The organism is Streptomyces sp. NPDC058773 (assembly GCF_042746015.1).
In the GTDB taxonomy this organism is placed as follows: Bacteria; Actinomycetota; Actinomycetes; order Streptomycetales; family Streptomycetaceae; genus Streptomyces.
This window is the reverse complement of record NZ_JBHYPE010000064.1, coordinates 17,981-33,503: the sequence shown is the minus strand read 5'-3', so window position 1 is coordinate 33,503 and position 15,523 is coordinate 17,981. Positions and strand designations below refer to the sequence as shown.

Annotated in this window: 15 protein-coding genes; 9 read left to right on the top strand and 6 right to left on the bottom strand. The window is 71.8% G+C overall.

The features are described 5' to 3' along the window. Window positions 1-236: 236 nt before the first annotated feature. On the bottom strand, window positions 237-686 hold the full coding sequence (locus tag ACFW5B_RS32850) for a ribonuclease domain-containing protein (RefSeq protein ID WP_386447886.1): 450 nt from the start codon (window positions 684-686) through the stop codon (window positions 237-239). A gap of 275 nt (window positions 687-961) precedes the next feature. Here ACFW5B_RS32850 and ACFW5B_RS32845 point away from each other — a divergent pair, with 275 nt between their 5' ends. The 4 genes from ACFW5B_RS32845 to ACFW5B_RS32830 all read left to right on the top strand — a co-directional run bounded on the left by ACFW5B_RS32845 (window position 962) and on the right by ACFW5B_RS32830 (window position 3,506). Next, window positions 962-1,591, top strand: coding sequence for a helix-turn-helix domain-containing protein (locus ACFW5B_RS32845; RefSeq protein ID WP_386447883.1), 630 nt, complete (start codon window positions 962-964; stop codon window positions 1,589-1,591). Between the two features lie 37 nt (window positions 1,592-1,628). Further along, window positions 1,629-1,826 (top strand): DUF6126 family protein, encoded by a 198-nt coding sequence (locus ACFW5B_RS32840; RefSeq protein ID WP_386447880.1) that lies wholly within the window; start codon window positions 1,629-1,631, stop codon window positions 1,824-1,826. 165 nt (window positions 1,827-1,991) lie between these two features. Beyond that, the gene (locus tag ACFW5B_RS32835) at window positions 1,992-2,621 is read left to right on the top strand and encodes a hypothetical protein (RefSeq protein ID WP_386447877.1); all 630 of its coding nucleotides are present in this window, start codon (window positions 1,992-1,994) and stop codon (window positions 2,619-2,621) included. Between the two features lie 204 nt (window positions 2,622-2,825). Next, window positions 2,826-3,506 carry a transcriptional regulator gene (locus tag ACFW5B_RS32830; RefSeq protein WP_386447874.1) on the top strand — a complete coding sequence of 227 codons (681 nt, stop codon included), beginning with the start codon at window positions 2,826-2,828 and terminating at the stop codon, window positions 3,504-3,506. A 51-nt stretch (window positions 3,507-3,557) separates the two neighbouring features. Here the strand turns inward: ACFW5B_RS32830 and allB are convergent, their stop codons facing one another. From allB to ACFW5B_RS32815, 3 genes are all read right to left on the bottom strand, one after another. After that, window positions 3,558-4,901: an allantoinase AllB gene (gene allB / locus ACFW5B_RS32825; protein ID WP_386447871.1), complete on the bottom strand. Its 1,344-nt coding sequence runs from the start codon at window positions 4,899-4,901 to the stop codon at window positions 3,558-3,560. Window positions 4,902-5,060: 159 nt separating this feature from the next. After that, window positions 5,061-6,608, bottom strand: a complete 1,548-nt coding sequence (locus ACFW5B_RS32820) for an NCS1 family nucleobase:cation symporter-1 (RefSeq protein WP_386447869.1) — start codon at window positions 6,606-6,608, stop codon at window positions 5,061-5,063. Window positions 6,609-6,658: 50 nt separating this feature from the next. After that, entirely contained in the window at window positions 6,659-7,447 is a 789-nt protein-coding gene (locus tag ACFW5B_RS32815; RefSeq protein WP_386447866.1) for an aspartate/glutamate racemase family protein, read from the bottom strand. A 268-nt stretch (window positions 7,448-7,715) separates the two neighbouring features. On the opposite strand from ACFW5B_RS32815, the gene ACFW5B_RS32810 reads away from it, so the two are divergent. After that, the gene (locus ACFW5B_RS32810) at window positions 7,716-8,516 is read left to right on the top strand and encodes an IclR family transcriptional regulator (protein WP_386447863.1); all 801 of its coding nucleotides are present in this window, start codon (window positions 7,716-7,718) and stop codon (window positions 8,514-8,516) included. A gap of 187 nt (window positions 8,517-8,703) precedes the next feature. Here ACFW5B_RS32810 and ACFW5B_RS32805 read toward each other — a convergent pair whose 3' ends face one another. Then, complete coding sequence (locus ACFW5B_RS32805; protein ID WP_386447860.1) at window positions 8,704-8,994, bottom strand: DUF5955 family protein; 291 nt, start codon at window positions 8,992-8,994, stop codon at window positions 8,704-8,706. A gap of 348 nt (window positions 8,995-9,342) precedes the next feature. Then, entirely contained in the window at window positions 9,343-11,202 is a 1,860-nt protein-coding gene (locus tag ACFW5B_RS32800) for a protein kinase (RefSeq protein ID WP_386447857.1), read from the bottom strand. 349 nt (window positions 11,203-11,551) lie between these two features. Between ACFW5B_RS32800 and ACFW5B_RS32795 the strand changes: the two genes are divergently transcribed. From ACFW5B_RS32795 to ACFW5B_RS32780, 4 genes are all read left to right on the top strand, one after another. Then, window positions 11,552-11,776: a hypothetical protein gene (locus ACFW5B_RS32795; RefSeq protein WP_386447854.1), complete on the top strand. Its 225-nt coding sequence runs from the start codon at window positions 11,552-11,554 to the stop codon at window positions 11,774-11,776. A 158-nt stretch (window positions 11,777-11,934) separates the two neighbouring features. After that, window positions 11,935-12,513, top strand: a complete 579-nt coding sequence (locus ACFW5B_RS32790; RefSeq protein ID WP_386447895.1) for an NTP transferase domain-containing protein — start codon at window positions 11,935-11,937, stop codon at window positions 12,511-12,513. 277 nt (window positions 12,514-12,790) lie between these two features. Beyond that, window positions 12,791-14,419, top strand: a complete 1,629-nt coding sequence (gene aceB / locus ACFW5B_RS32785; RefSeq protein WP_386447852.1) for a malate synthase A — start codon at window positions 12,791-12,793, stop codon at window positions 14,417-14,419. Window positions 14,420-14,587: 168 nt separating this feature from the next. After that, complete coding sequence (locus ACFW5B_RS32780) at window positions 14,588-15,481, top strand: MurR/RpiR family transcriptional regulator (protein ID WP_386447849.1); 894 nt, start codon at window positions 14,588-14,590, stop codon at window positions 15,479-15,481. Window positions 15,482-15,523 lie beyond the last annotated feature (42 nt).

The window sequence follows — 15,523 nt, the reverse complement described above, 5'->3', positions numbered from 1 at the left end:
GGGGGCCCCCCCGCCCCCCCCCCCCGGCGGCCCCACCCCCCCCCCCCCCCCCGGGGGGGGGGGGGGGGCCCCCCCCCCCCCCCCCCCGCCGCGGGTTCCGGGCCACGGGCCCAGCCGGCCCGCCACCCTGACTGTTCTGTTGTCCAGCCTGTTGCTCTGCCCGTTGCTCTGTTCGTTGCCCTGACGCCCGGCCGGCCACTCGGCCCGCCGGCCGCCCGCCCGTCGTTCCGCCGGCTTCAGCAGCCCCGGTCGACGAGGTCGAACGTCTTGTAGTGGTCGGCGGTGTAGTAGTCCTCTTGCTTCTTCTCGCCGGTCACGATGCGTCGCGCACCGCGATCGGGCGAGCCCGGAGTGACGACGGTGTACTCGTGGTAGTAGTCGGCGCTCTGGGACGGAAGGATGCCCTCCCGGTTGTCAAAGACCGTGCCGTCCTTGGGATACGGGTAGGGCCCGCCCTTCTCGATCAGATCGAGGGTGTCGTGGGCCTGCGAAGGCAGCTTGGAGTAGCAGACCTTGCCGACGTCCTGCACGTGCACGGACGCGACATGCGCCGGCGCGGCGTACGAGGCGGCCTGGTGCGTCGTGGCGACGGCAGGGGTGGCGGAGACCGTGGTCCCACCGATGAGAAGGGCCGAAGCGAGGGCGCCAACGGCGCCGAACTTGGTGATCCGTGGGGGGATTCTCATGCCGCCCAGCATGACGCGTGTAGACATGATCCTGTCAATCCCAACCTCGGGAAGTTTTCCGGGAGTTCACAAGGCCGCCCCACAACTCCCGCACATTTCCGCATATCCCGACCTCTCGATCGAGGGCTACGCGCGCCGCGCACCGGTCCAACACCCGGCCCGGAACGGCCGATCGATCTCCCCTGCCACGTCCGGGCCGAGCGGCAGCGGAGGGCAGCTTTTGCCTCAGAGGCAAATCTTTTGCCCCATGGGCGAAAGGTCGTTATACCGGGGATATGACCGAGCTCCCCGACGAGCCCACCGGCGTGGCGCCGGATGAGCTGTTCACCGTTGCGCCGCGGCTGCGTGACCTGCGGCGACGCAGTGGTCTCACGCTGGAGACGGCGGCCCGGCTGGTGGGGCTGTCGCCGGCGCATCTGTCGCGGCTGGAGACCGGGCGGCGCCAGCCTTCGCTGCCGATGCTGCTGGCGCTGGCCCGTACGTACGGCACCACGGTATCCGACCTGCTCGGGGAGACCGCTCCGGAGCGGGACCCGATCGTGCGGGCCGGGCGGGCGGAGGCGTCGGAGGCCGGTGGCTGGACCTACTGGGCCGTGGGCGGCGCCGGGCGGGCGATGCAGGCGCTGCGGGTGCGGGTGCCGCAGCGGTCGCAGGGGGATCTGGTGCGGGTCCATCCGGGCGAGGAGTGGCTGTACGTCCTTGAGGGGCGGTTGCGGCTGACGCTCGGTGCGGCGGTGCAGGTACTGGAGCCGGGGGACGCGGCGCACTTCGACTCGCTGACGCCGCACCGTATCGCCGCCGCCTCGCCGGGCGGGGTGGAGCTGCTGTTCGTCCACACACTGCTGCAGAGCGGGGCCGCCGAACTGTGCCTCGGCGGCGACGACATCAGGCGCCGCGGGCTGTGAGCCCGCGGCACCGTTCTTGAGGGAAGGACTCACCGTCGTGCCCGACCAGACCATTCCTGCCGTTCCTGCCGATCCCCCGTCACCGGGACCGCTTTCCGGGGCGGGGTCCCCGCGGAAGTACGTCGAGAACAAGCCACCGCGCGGGCTGTATGTGCGGGTGTTCATCTATGTCATCGCGACGCATGTACTGCTGGCGATGATGAGCCTTGTGGTGATCGCCGCGAATTCCCGGTAGGGGCGGCCCGGGGGTGCTCCGCGGGGTGGCAACGTCCATCCCTCCGGCCCGAAAGTCCATTGCCCCGGTGCGGTGGCCGGGTGCCTGCTGGCGCGAAGAGGTCGCACGAATCCCGTTCCGGAACCTCGCGGCACCGAGGAGGACCGAAGGGAGGACGGTTCCTTCGTGGCGCTGGATCTGCGGGCCGAGCGACCGCTGGGCGCGGTCACCCTGGCGATGGGCAAGAGCGGCAGCCCGGACGACTCTCTGCGGCACGGCGTCCTGGAGTATTCGTCGGACGGCAAGAGCCGGCAGCGGCTGACCTCGTTCGACGGGACGGCCGAGGTACGCGCCGGGCCGCCGGCCGGGGCGCGGGCCCGGTACGTCCGCGCGCGGGCCACGCAGGCGCAGGAGCACTGGCTGGTGGTGCGGGAGTTCGCGGTGGCCGGGGCGGGTACGGCGACGGTGGCCGGTGGCCCGCCCGCGGCGGAGGGCGGTGCGCTGCGGTCGGCGGCGGACGGTGATCCGGCGACCGTCTATGGCGCGGCGCGGGCGGCAGAGCCCGGCGAGACGCTGTCATTCACGCCCGATGCCCTGCTCCGTACCGCGCACTCCGTGGTCGTGCTGCGGCCGCAGGGCGCACCGGATGGGGCGGCGACGGTCGAGGTCCGCACGGGCGGCGTCTGGCACTCGCCCGGCGTACTGTCCGGTGCCTGTACACGGCTCGCGGTGGGCGGCGGACCGGTCGAGGGGGTCCGGTTGGCGTGGCGGGGCGGAGCGGTGGCGCCTGCGGTCAATGAGGTGGTGGTGCGGTGAGGGGCTGAGGCGCGGTGAGGTGGTGGCGTGCGCTGAGCGACGGTGGTGCACCGGGCGGAAGGCCGCGCGATACGGGCCGGCCGGCCCCCGGTTGCGACGGCTTTCGGTTGGCCCAATGGCGTCGCGTCATCTCCCCCGCGGCGGCCGTTCCGCGCCCTAATCTGAGGTGCTGGCCGCCGCCCTCGCCCCGGAGGAGACCGACTCATGGCCCGAACCGCTCCCGATGTCCCTCGTCCGACCGCGGCCGCCGTGCTGGACGACGCGGTCCGCGCGCTCACCCCGGACTCCGCCGCCAACCGGCTGGTCTCGCAGATCGAGGCGGGTGCGGCACCGCGCTCCGTGTTCGCCACCTTCGCCCTCGAACAGCACCTGGTGATCGCCGCCGACCGCCTCAGCTTCCGGCATCTGGCGCGACGGGCGGACGGCGACCCGCCCGTCGCCGAGTTCTTCGATCTGCTCGCCCAGGGCGAGGCGCTGGCGCTGAAGCAGCTGGCCGGGCTGGCGGAGGCCTGTGAGCTGACCGCGCGGGAGATCACGGAGTACCAGCCGCGGCCCGGCTGTCAGGCGTACCCGTCCTATGCGGCACGGCTCGCGCTCAGCGGTGAGCCGGCCGACGTGGCGATCGCGCTGACCGCCAACTTCGCGGCCTGGGGCGGCTATTGCGCCATCGTCGCGGCGGCGATGCGCGACCACTACGGCTTCCCGGAGCCGGCTCGCGACTTCTTCGGGTTCTTCGCCGAACCGGCGCCGGCCGTCGAGGAGAAGGCGCGCCAGGCGGTGCAGCACGGCCTCGACACCGGCCAGGCACGACCGGCCACGGCGCACCGCTACGGCCGTCTCCTGCAGGCGTACGAGCTGATGTTCTGGGACTCCGTCGCGGACTGAGGGGGCCGCGGGCGGGCCCTGCCCCGGGCCCGCCCCGCCGCCCAGCGGCAGTCAGCCGCGATCCGGCCTTTCGAGCAGCTCCCCGCTCGGCTCGGCCAGGGTCGTCCCGTCGTTGATCCGGCGGCCGCGCAGCCAGGTGGACCGTACGACGCCGTGCAGGGTCTTTCCGGCGTAGGCGGTGATCTTGTTGCGGTGCTGGAGGGCCTGGGGGTCGACGGTGAAGGTCTCCTCGGGGGCGAGGACGGTGAAGTCCGCGTCCCGGCCGGGCTCGATGGCGCCCTTCCGGTCGAGGCCGACCAGGGCCGCCGGTGCGGTGGCCATCCAGCGCACCACGTCGTCGAGGGTGTGGCCGCGCTCGCGGGCCTCGGTCCAGATGGCGGGCAGCCCGAGCTGGAGGGAGGAGATACCGCCCCAGGCCGCGCCGAAGTCCGCGGTCTTGAGGTCGGCGGTGGACGGTGAGTGATCGGAGACGATGCAGTCGATGGTGCCGTCGGCCAGGCCCTCCCACAGCGCGTCCTGGTTGGCGGCCTCACGGATCGGCGGGCAGCACTTGAACTCCGTTGCGCCGTCCGGGATTTCTTCAGCGGTCAGGGTCAGGAAGTGCGGGCACGACTCGACGGTGATCCGGACACCCTCGCGCTTGGCGGCGGCGATCAGCGGCAGTGCGTCGCTGGAGGACAGATGCAGGACGTGGACCCGCGCGTCGAGCCGCTGGGCGAGCACGATCAGCCCGGCGATGGCGTCGTTCTCGGAGATGCGCGGGCGGGAGGCGAGGAAGTCGGCGTACTTGGGGCCGTGCGGCTCGGGCGCCGCGTCCAGGTGGCCCGGGTCCTCGGCGTGCACGATCAGCAGGCCGTCGAAGCCGGCGATCTCGCCGAGGGCGGCGGCCAGTTGCTCCTGGTCGACCTCGGGGAACTCGTCCACGCCGGAGGGCGACAGAAAGCACTTGAAGCCGAAGACCCCGGCGTCGTGCAGCGGGCGCAGGTCCTTGACGTTGCCGGGAATGGCGCCGCCCCAGAAGCCGACGTCGATATGCGCCTTGCTGCGGGCGACCGCGCGCTTGGTGTCGAGGTGAGCGGCCGTGGTGGTGGGCGGGAGGCTGTTGAGCGGCATGTCCACGAGGGTGGTGATCCCGCCGGCCGCGGCCGCGCGGGTGGCGGTCCAGAAGCCCTCCCACTCGGTACGGCCGGGGTCGTTGACGTGGACGTGGGTGTCGACGAGGCCGGGCAGCAGGGCGTCGCCGCCGCAGTCCTCGACCCGTGCTCCGGCCGGAGCCGGGGCGTCGTACGGCAGCAGCGCGGCGATCCTGCCGTCCTTGACGACGACGGACGCGGCGCGTGTGCCCTGTGGGGTGACGACGCGCCTGGAGCGCAGCACCAGCTCTGTTTCGGACACCCGGTCCCCTCCTCGTGGCTGTTCTCATCGTGGCGTGCGGGCAGGCGGGGTGCACGGCCACCGAGGCGGCCGTGCCCTCCGGGGCGCGCCCCGTACGCCGGAACGCGACCCTTGATTCAACAATCTGTTGAACGAGTCTTCACTCCGGACCCCGGCCCGTCAAGACCCTTCGGCCGGCATCGGCACAACCACCGCCCCGGCCTCCTCGGGCCTCGCCGGCTCCCCCGCCACAGCGGTGCTGACCTGCGACGGGATGATCCCGTCCGGGAGCGGGGCGGCACCCGCCGCGGACCGGTCGCGGCCCGCCACCAGGAGGTAGAGCCCGCCGGCGAGCCCCATTCCGAAGACCCAGGAGAACGGCGCCACCACATCGAAGGCCGGGACCAGAGCGAGCACGGCGGAGACCGCGGCGGACGGCAGGAAGGCGGCCACGGCCTTCGGGTTGCAGCCCCGGCGGTAGAAGTACGCGCCCCGGGCATCGGCCGAGAACAGTGCGTCGACATCGATCCGGCCCCGGCGCACCAGGTAGTAGTCGACGAGCAGAATCGCCACCAACGGCCCGAGGAAGGCACCGAGGGCCCCCAGGAAGTACTGGATCACCAGCGCCGAGGAGTAGAGCTTCCAGGGCATGACGACGATGGAGAGCACCGCGGTGATCATGCCGCCGCGCTTGAAGTTCAGGTACTTCGGCACGAGGTTGGCGAAGTCGTAGGCGGGCGAGACGAAGTTGGCGACGACATTGATGCCGATGGTGGCGACGATGAAGGCCAGCGCGCCGATGACGGTGACCACCGGGTTGTCGATCTTCTGGATCACCTTCACCGGATCGTAGATCGCCTCCCCGAATACCGAGATGGTGCCCGCGGTGACCAGTACGGCGACCATCGCGAAGGCGGTGAAGTTGATCGGCAGCCCGAGCAGATTGCCGCGCCGGTAGGAGCGGTGGTCGGGCGTGAAGCGGGCGAAGTCCGCGTAGTTGAGGACCAGGGTCAGGAAGGTCGCCACGGTCAGGCTGACCGCGATGAGGCTCTGCCGGAGCTGCGCGGAACCGCTGAGGCCGGTGAGACTGCGGGTCAGCGAGATGTCACCACCGGCCTTGACGACCAGGTACACCGCGAGCACCAGCACCACGAGCCAGACCACCGGGCCGGTCGCGAAGTCCTGGACCTTGCGGATGAACTCCATCCCGCGGGTCAGCAGAACGGCCTGCAGCCCCCACATCACCAGGAACGCGGTCCAGCCCAGGGTGGACAGCCCCAGCACGGAGTTGTGGTTGCAGGCGTCCAGGCCCGGCGCGAGTTGCAGGGTCAGCAGGACCACGGCGGTCGAGGCCAGCCATGTCTGGATGCCGTACCAGGCCACCGCCATGACCGCGCGCAGCAGTGCGGGGATGTTGGCGCCGTAGACACCCCAGCTCGCACGGGCCAGCACCGGGTAGGGCACTCCGGTCCGGTGCCCGGCGTGCCCCATGCGGTTCATCAGCCAGTGGACGATGGAGATGCCGGCCAGCAGCGCGACGAACACCTCCCAGGCCGGCAGGCCCAGCACGAACAGGCTGGAGGCGAAGGCGTAATTGCTGATCGCGTGGGTGTCGGACATCCAGAGCGCGAAGATGCTGTACGTGCCCCATTTGCGCGCGGGGGCCGGCGCGAGGTCCTCGTTGAAGAGGCGCGGGTCCGGCTGCGGGGGCTTCGGGGGTGTGGTCACGGGTCCTCCCGGGCGGGTGGCGTGGTGCTCAGTGAATCATTTGCCAGCTGTCAGATGTCTGACGTCTGTGGAGAAATTGCGGTGCTCCGCGGGGAGCCCTGAGCGCGCCCCAGGGACAGGTGGGTGCTCAGCGGCCAGGAGCCGATGGCTTTCGGGCGGGGCGGGGCGAAGCTGCGTCCCGTACTGGTGGTCAGCCCGAGACCGATGACCGACTCCGCGAACTTCACGGCGGCGGCGACGCCGTCGACCACCGGCACCCCCAGCTCCGCGGCGACCTTCTCCTGGAGCCCGGCCATTCCGCCGCAGCCCAGACAGATCACCTCGGCGCCGGCCCGTACGACGTCCCGGGCGGTGTCGATGATCACCTCGACGGTGCGCTGCGCGTCCCGCTCCAGCTCCAGCACGCCGAGCCCGGTGCCCCGGACCGCGGCGCAGCGCTGCAGCAGACCAGCGGTCAGCAGCCGGTCCCGGATCTGCGGTACGGCACGGTCGAGGGTGGTGACGATGCCGTACGCGTGGCCGAGCATCATCGCCATTTGGGCGGCGCTCTCGGTGATGTCCAGGACGGGGACGTCCAGCAGTTCCTGGGCACCCTCCCGGCCCGGTTCACCGAAACCGGCCATGACCAGCGCGTCAAAGGACAGGTCGAGGGTGGCGAGGCGGTCCAGGACGGCCGCGGCGCTGAGATAGCCCTCGAAGTGGCCCTCGATCGACTCCGGGCCCCACAGGGGTTCGGTGGCGATGATCTCGGTGCCCGGGGCGGCGGCCGCGGTGGCGGTGGCGCGGATCGACGCGGTCATGGAAGCCGTGGTGTTCGGGTTCATGACGAGAATGCGCATGACGCTCCAGCGATTTGGAGGATTCCACAGAATGGACAGTATGTTTCGCGCAGCAGAACGTAGCTACGGCCACTGGCACCGTCAAGGGATCGCGTCTAGGCGTCCGCCCGGTGACTCACTCCGTGAGACAGAGCGGGCCTGACCGGCACGAACGAGTGTGCGAGAGTCCGTGTATCAAGGGAAACGGACCGGTAGGCTGCTGCGGTCGGGCCCGGCGCCCGCATGTCCCGGCCGAGACCGGTCTGCCCCGCCCCGAAAGGAACGCTCCGTGCCGCCGTCCAGCGCCAGCACCTCCGCCGCCGAAGCCAAGCCAGGCGCCAGCGGCGGCGTCCAGTCCCTTGAGCGCGCCTTCGACCTGCTGGAGCGGATGGCCGACGCCGGCGGCGAGGTCGGCCTGAGCGAGCTCTCCAACAGCAGCGGGCTGCCGCTCCCCACCATCCACCGCCTGATGCGCACCCTCGTCGCCTGCGGCTACGTCCGCCAACAGCCCAACCGCCGCTATGCGCTGGGCCCCCGGCTGATCCGGCTCGGCGAGAGCGCCTCACGCCTGCTGGGCACGTGGGCCCGGCCGTTCCTGGCCCGGCTGGTCGAGGAGACCGGTGAGACCGCCAACATGGCGCTGCTCGACGGCGACGAGATCGTCTATGTCGCCCAGGTCCCGTCCCGGCACGCGGTACGGATGTTCACCGAGGTCGGGCGCCGGGTGCTGCCGCACTCCACCGGCGTGGGCAAGGCCCTGCTGTCCGACCACGCGCCCGAGGAGGTCCGCGCGCTGCTCGGCCGTACGGGCATGCCCGCCGCGACCGAGAAGACGATCACCGACCCGGACCGCTTCCTCGAAGCCCTCGCCGAGGTCCGCCGCGTGGGCTACGCGGTCGACGACAACGAGCAGGAGATCGGCGTCCGCTGCCTGGCGGTGCCGGTGCCCAACTCCCCCACCTCGGCGGCGATCTCCATCTCCGGCCCGACCGGCCGGGTGACCGAGGCGGCGACGGACAAAATCGTGCCGGTGCTGCAGGACGTCGCGGCCCAGCTGTCGGTGGCGCTCGCGAATCAGACACCGGGGTAGCGGGGGCAGACCGGCAGCTCCCGCCTGCCGGAGCGCCGCCGATGGGGCGGGGCGCACGAGGTCCGGCGATCCAGGGCGGGGCGTACGAGGGCGGTCCGCGCGGCTGCCGCGGCGCACGCTGTCGGTCCGTGAGCAAAGCTGGGGCACCGGCGTGCGCCGGGCTCCGGGGCGGGGCGTGCGGTGGCGATCAGCGGGCGCGCGGCAGCTGGCCGAAGCGGTCGATGCCCTCGCGCACCTCCGCCAGCGCGGGCGACAGCGCGCTCACCGATCCGACCGCCCCGGCGATCAGCAGCAGCGAACGGCGCAGCCGGGGCACCTCGGGCAGCCCGTGGCTCACCATCGCGTCCAATGCGGCCAGCTCGTCATCGGCGGCCACCCGGTCCGGTAACTCCCCGGGGAGTACGGCAAGTTGACGTCGTAGCCGGGCCACCGCCCCGCGCAATTCCTGGACGCGAGGATCGCCCTCGACCCCGGTCACTCGTCTTTCCTTCTCCAGCTGTTCCACAACGACGGCGTCCTCCATAGCCGTTGCCCGTTCCGTAGTGCGGGCCAGTTAACGCCACTCTGTGCTCATCGCGCCATACGGAGAGCGAAAAAAACGGATCACTCGGTGAATCCGGTTGCTTTGGCCAGAGGCTGACCGTTCCTTATGTGTTTTTCCCCGCCGCCCACCCCCCTTCGGGGGGTGGGCGGGTGTAGTGACGAGGGTGCCCACCCCTGACGGGGTGGGGGAGGGGGCGGGGAGGCGGTGGGGCAGGGGCCGTGAGACGGCGGGGAGGGCGCCGCGAGGCGGCGGCGAGGCGGCCGAGAGCAGCCACCCCAGCCCTCAGGAATCCTGTTCGGGCTCCACCGCGTTGCGCCACACGCGGGCGTCGATGGTCATGTAGCTGCTGGGGTCCGTCTTCGGCGCGTAGCCCTTGAAGGTGAGCAGCGCGACGTGGCCGTACTTGGTGGTGAGGCACATCTGGGCGCCCTTGGAGAGCTGCTTGGTCAGGATGCTGTCGGTGAACCGGGTCTCGTTGCGGCAGGTGGCGAGGGTGCCTTCCTGGCCGGGCTTGAGCAGCACCAGCTTGCCGGTCTCGGTGTCGATCTCGTCGTCCGTGTAGGGGTTGTCCGTGTACGAGAAGTCGATGTCCGTGTCGCTGTCGGAGTTGGACGGGTGGACCGGCTCGTCGGACAGCGAGATGTGGTACTCGTCGGGCAGGTTGATGGTCTTGTAGTCGACCGGCTTCGGGTCCTGCACCGGGGCGTCGCTCCCGCCGTCAGCGGGGTTCGCGGTCGGGTCCGTGGAGGGCGCCGAGTCCTTGTGCGCCGCCTTGCTGTCGGCGCCGGCCTGGCTGCCCTTCCGGGCCGAGTCGCCCTTCATCACGAAGTAGACGGCGGCACCGCCGGCGCCCGCGAACACCAGCAGGCAGACCAGCACCAGGGTCGCGATCAGCCCCGAGCGCTTCTTCTTCGGCGGCTGCGGGGCGGAGGGCATGGCGGTCGGGCCCGGGCCCGTCGCGCCGGTCGTCAAAGGTCCGGAGGCCGTCGGGGCCGGGCCCGCCCGTCCGGTGACCGTCGGCGCACCGGCTCCGGCGGCGGTCGGGGCGTAGGCCGCCGGGCCGAACCCGGGCGGCGGGGTCTGCGGATGGCTCAGCTCGGTCGGCACCGGTGCGGGCGCGGCCGGCGGCTGTGCGGGCGGAACGGGCGACGCGGCCGGCGGGTTCGACGGCTGGGCCGGGGCGCCCGTGGTGGGCGCCTCCAGCGGAGGCGGCGGCGTCTGCGCGGGCGCGGGGGCGGCGGCCCGGGTGGTGATGTCGGCGGCGACGGCGGTGGGCAGCCACTCCTCGGGGCGGCGCAGCTGCGTCTGTCCGGAGGCCGCGCCGCACAGCGCGATCACCTCGGCGACGGACGGCCGGTCCGACGCCTCCTTGGACAGGCAGCGGGTCACCAACTCCCGCAGCTCGTCGGGGAGTCCGGTCAGATCCGGCTCTTCGTGGACGATGCGGTAGAGCACCCCGTGCGAGGTGCCCTCACCGAACGCCGGGGTGCCGATGGCCGCGTAGGCGGCTACCTGACCGAGCGCGAAGACGTCGGTGGCGGGGCTGATGGTGCTGCCCGCGGCCTGCTCGGGCGCCATGAAGGTGGGGGTGCCGACGGTGACGCCGCTGCTGGTCAGGGACGTGGCGTCGGCGGCGCGGGCGATACCGAAGTCGATGACCCGTGGGCCGTCGGCGGCCAGCAGCACATTGGACGGCTTCAGGTCGCGGTGCACGATGCCCGCGCCGTGGATGACCTGAAGCGCCTCGGCGATCCCGGCGACCAGCAGCAGCACGGCAGGAACCGGCAGCTTGCCGTGCTCGGCGACCGCCGCGGCGAGCGAGGGGCCGGGAACGTACGCGGTGGCGAGCCAGGGGCTGGGGCCTTCGGCGTCGCTGTCGATGACCGGCGCGGTGTACAGCCCCTGTACGCGCTGCGCGGACTGCACCTCCTGCTTGAACCGGCGGCGGAACTCCGCGTCCTCGCTGAACTCGGGACGGATCACCTTGATGGCCACCGGCCGGCCGCCGGGCGTGTAGGAGAGGTAGACCTTGCCCATCCCGCCGGAACCGAGCCGCGCCGTGAGGCGATAGCCCGCGATGGCCCGCGGATCGTCGCCTTCCAACGGCTGGAAGATTCCGGGCGCGCCCGCACTGTTCACCACTACAACGTCCCCCGACTCAGAAAATTGGCCCGCCGCTTCGGCACGTCGGCCACGATGTCCGCAACGGGGAAGCACCCTATCCGGCCAGGCGCCGCACTCTCACATCGACGGCCGACGGCCCCGGCGCCTTGTCCGAAGGGCCCGTTTCGCGAGGGGTTTTGACGGCGCGGGCGGCTCCGGGACGGCGCTACGACGCACTGTCAAAAATGGCCTGATGATGCGTCGGAACATACGTTCCCCACGCCACCCTTTGGTGTGGGTGCGCTCGATCCGATGCGTATGGCGCGACACGGCGGAGCATTCTCCCTTTCAAGGAAATATCCGGCATATCACTGGATAGGAGAACGCCATGGAGCCCAACTCCGGCCCCGACAACGGCTCGAACCCTCATGGTGTCAGCGTCGTCCAACTCATCTGCCGCGCGTACGGCCTGTCCGACGCGTCGGAAATCACGATGGAGCACATAGACCGCTATGTCGCCGAGCGTCGGCGCGCGGAGGAACGCACGCACCAGCTGCGCGACCGGTTCCGACCGCACATCCCCCGGCCACGGGCCGCCGGCGACGCGGCCTGACCCGGCCGGTCCCGGCCCAACGGGCCGCGGAGCACGGCGTCATGAGGTAAGCAGTCCCCATGGCACCGACAGCACCGAGCGACCCGCGAGAACAGCCGGACCGGGCCCGGCCGGACGCCCCTGAGGGGGCGCGGCACGCCGGGCGGCCGGAGGGGAGGGTGGCCGGCCTGCTGCTCGCCGCGGGCGGCGGGCGGCGGCTGGGAGGACGGCCCAAGGCGCTGCTCGACCACCGGGGACGGCCGCTGGTCGAGCACGCCGCACGGGCCCTGCGGAACGGCGGCTGCCACCCCGTGCACATCGTGCTCGGCGCGGCAGCCGCTTCCGTGCGTGAACGGGCCGATCTGGCGGCGTACGGCGTCTCGGAGAACCCGGACTGGGCCCGCGGCATGGGCTCTTCGCTGCGGGCAGGGCTGGCCGCGGTGGCGGAATCCGGGGCGGATGCGGTGCTGGTGTCCCTGGTGGACCAGCCGGGCATCGGGGCCGCCGCGGTGGCGCGGGTGAGGGCGGCGTACCGGGGGCGCGACTCGCTCGTCTCCGCGGCGTACGACGGGCGGCGCGGCCACCCGGTGCTCTTCGGCGCCGACCACTGGCCGGACATCGCGGCGGCCGCGGAGGGCGACCGCGGCGCGCGCGACTACCTCCGGCGGCATGCGGACGCCGTCACCCTGGTCGAGTGCGCCGACATCGCCGAGCCGTACGACATCGACACGCCGGAGGATCTTCACCGGCTGGAGTGAGAACGGGCGGCGGGTGGCGACCTCCCGGCGCAGGGCGGGAGTAATGCAGAGTGACCGGCGTGGCACCGAGAGCCATTCGGTCACCGCTTCTGTCGAGCCTGAGAATCTCGACATCAACAAACCATTGAAGTTCCGCGATAAGGAAACTAGTCTCCACTGGTCAGAAGCGCCCTGAACCCAGACGGCGCCCGCGACCGCATTCGGGAGCCCGCGGCACCCCGTGCCGCCCGGCGTCCCGGCGGCCGCCAGGCACCGCCGCTGAATGGAGTGACAGCTCATGTCCGCACCAGCGCCGTCCCCGCTGGCCATCGTCGAAGTCGATCCCGCGCACACCCCCGAACGGCAGGGAGAGGTCCTCACCGACGCCGCGCTCACCTTCGTCGCCGAGCTTCACCGCCGCTTCACCCCGCGCCGTGACGAGTTGCTCGCCCGCCGGGGCGAGCGCCGCGCCGAGATCGCCCGGACCAGCTCGCTGGACTTCCTGCCGGAGACCGCGGCCGTCCGCGCCGACGACAGCTGGACGGTCGCCGAGGCCCCGGCCGCGCTCAACGACCGCCGGGTCGAGATCACCGGCCCCACGGACCGCAAGATGACCATCAACGCGCTCAACTCGGGCGCCAAGGTGTGGCTCGCCGACTTCGAGGACGCCTCCGCGCCGACCTGGCAGAACGTCATCGGCGGCCAGCTCAACCTCATCGACGCCTACGAGCGCCGCATCGACTTCACCGACCCGGCGTCCGGCAAGTCGTACGCGCTCAAGCCCGCCGAGGAGCTCGCCACCGTCGTGATGCGGCCGCGCGGCTGGCACCTTGAGGAGCGTCATCTCCAGTTCGAGGGGCGGCCGGTGCCCGGCGCCCTGGTGGACTTCGGGCTGTACTTCTTCCACAACGCCAAGCGTCTGCTGGACCTCGGCAAGGGCCCGTACTTCTACCTGCCGAAGACCGAGTCGTACCTGGAGGCCCGCCTCTGGAACGAGATCTTCGTCTTCGCCCAGGACTACATCGGCATCCCCCGCGGCACGGTGCGCGCCACCGTCCTCATCGAGACCATCACCGCCGCGTACGAGATGGAGGAGATCCTCTACGAGCTGCGCGAGCACGCCTCGGGGCTGAACGCCGGCCGCTGGGACTACCTGTTCTCCATCGTCAAGAACTTCCGTGACGGCGGCGCCAAGTTCGTCCTTCCGGACCGCAACGCGGTCACGATGACCGCGCCGTTCATGCGCGCCTACACCGAACTCCTCGTCCGTACCTGCCACAAGCGCGGTGCGCACGCCATCGGCGGGATGGCGGCCTTCATCCCCAACCGCCGCGACCCGGAGGCCAACGAGAAGGCGCTCGCCAAGGTCAGGAACGACAAGGACCGGGAGGCCGGCGACGGCTTCGACGGCTCCTGGGTCGCCCACCCCGACCTGGTCCCGGTCGCCCGCGCCTGCTTCGACGCGGTGCTCGGTGACAAGCCGAACCAGAAGGACCGGCTGCGCGAGGACGTTTCCGTGTCGGCCGCCGACCTCATCGCCATCGACTCGCTGGACGCCAAGCCCACCTACCAGGGCCTGATCGACGCCGTCCAGGTCGGCACCCGCTACATCGAGGCCTGGCTGCGCGGCCTGGGCGCCGTCGCCATCTTCGGCCTCATGGAGGACGCCGCGACCGCCGAGATCTCCCGCTCCCAGATCTGGCAGTGGGTGGACGCCGGGGTCGTCTTCGAGAACGGCGAGAAGGCCACCGCGGACCTGGTGCGCACGGTCGCCGCGGAGCAACTGGCCGCCATCCGCGCCGAGACCGGCGAGGAGGCCTTCACCTCGGGCCGGTGGCAGCAGGCCCATGACCTGCTGCTGAAGGTGGCGCTGGACGCGGACTACGCGGAGTTCCTGACGCTGCCCGCGTACGAGCTGCTGGTCTGAGCCGGGCCGGCCTACGTCCCGCTGTGCCGCGGCCTCCGTTCCGGAGCCGCGGCACAGCGGTGTTTCCGCCGCCGTCCGCGGCGCTGCCGGGGTCCCGGCACCGTGTGGTGTCATGTGATCACCAAGTGGAGAGGCAGTCGGATGGATGGTCGGCCAGGAGAGCAGGGTGTGCCGTCGGCCGCCGGCGGGGACGCGGGCGCGGGCCAGGAGTCGGGGGTGACGGTGGCCGAGCGGCTGCGGCGGGTCCAGGGTTCCCTGTCCCCCGGGGAACGCAAGATCGCCCGTGCGCTGCTGGCGCACTACCCCGCGGCGGGTCTGGAGTCGACGTCGGGGCTGGCCGGACGGGCGGGGGTGAGCCCGCCGACCGTCGTGCGCTTCGTCGCCCGGCTCGGCTTCGACGGCTACCGGCACTTCCAGCAGTCGCTGCGGGACGAGGTGCAGGCGCGGCGCGCCTCGCCGCTGACCCTGCGGCCGGTGATCAGCGAGAGCTCACCGACCTCGGACCTGGTCGAGGCGGCGGCGGAGGTCGGCCGGGGCGCCCTGAGCCAGACCTTCGCCGGGCTGCCGGAGCAGGAGTTCGACCGGGCGGTCGAGCTGATCTGTGATCCGGCCAAGCGGATCGTGAGCTTCGGCGGGCGGTTCTCCCGTCTGCTCGCCGAGTACCTGGATCTGCATCTGCGGCTGCTGCGGCCGGGCACCCAGGTGCACATACCGGCCCCCGGCGGGGACGGCGGCTTCCGGGTGGATCTCGGGCGGCGGGAGGTGTGTGTGGTCTTCGACTTCCGGCGCTATCAGCGCGACACGGTGGAGCTCGCCCGCTTCGCGCACGAGCGCGGTGCGCGGGTGGTGCTGTTCACCGATCCATGGCTGTCCCCCGTGGCCGAGTTCGCCGATGTCGTGCTGCCCGTGCGGGTCGAGGCGCCCAGTCCGTTCGACAGCATCGTGGCGCCGGTGGCGGTGGTGGAGACGCTGGTGGCGGCGGTGCATGTGCGGCTGGGGGCGGCGGCGGAGGAGCGGATGCGGGCCGCGGAGGAGGCGTCGGGCGACCGGACCATGGAATGACGGCCGTGAAATGAATATTTCAAGGACGCCCTATTGACGCGC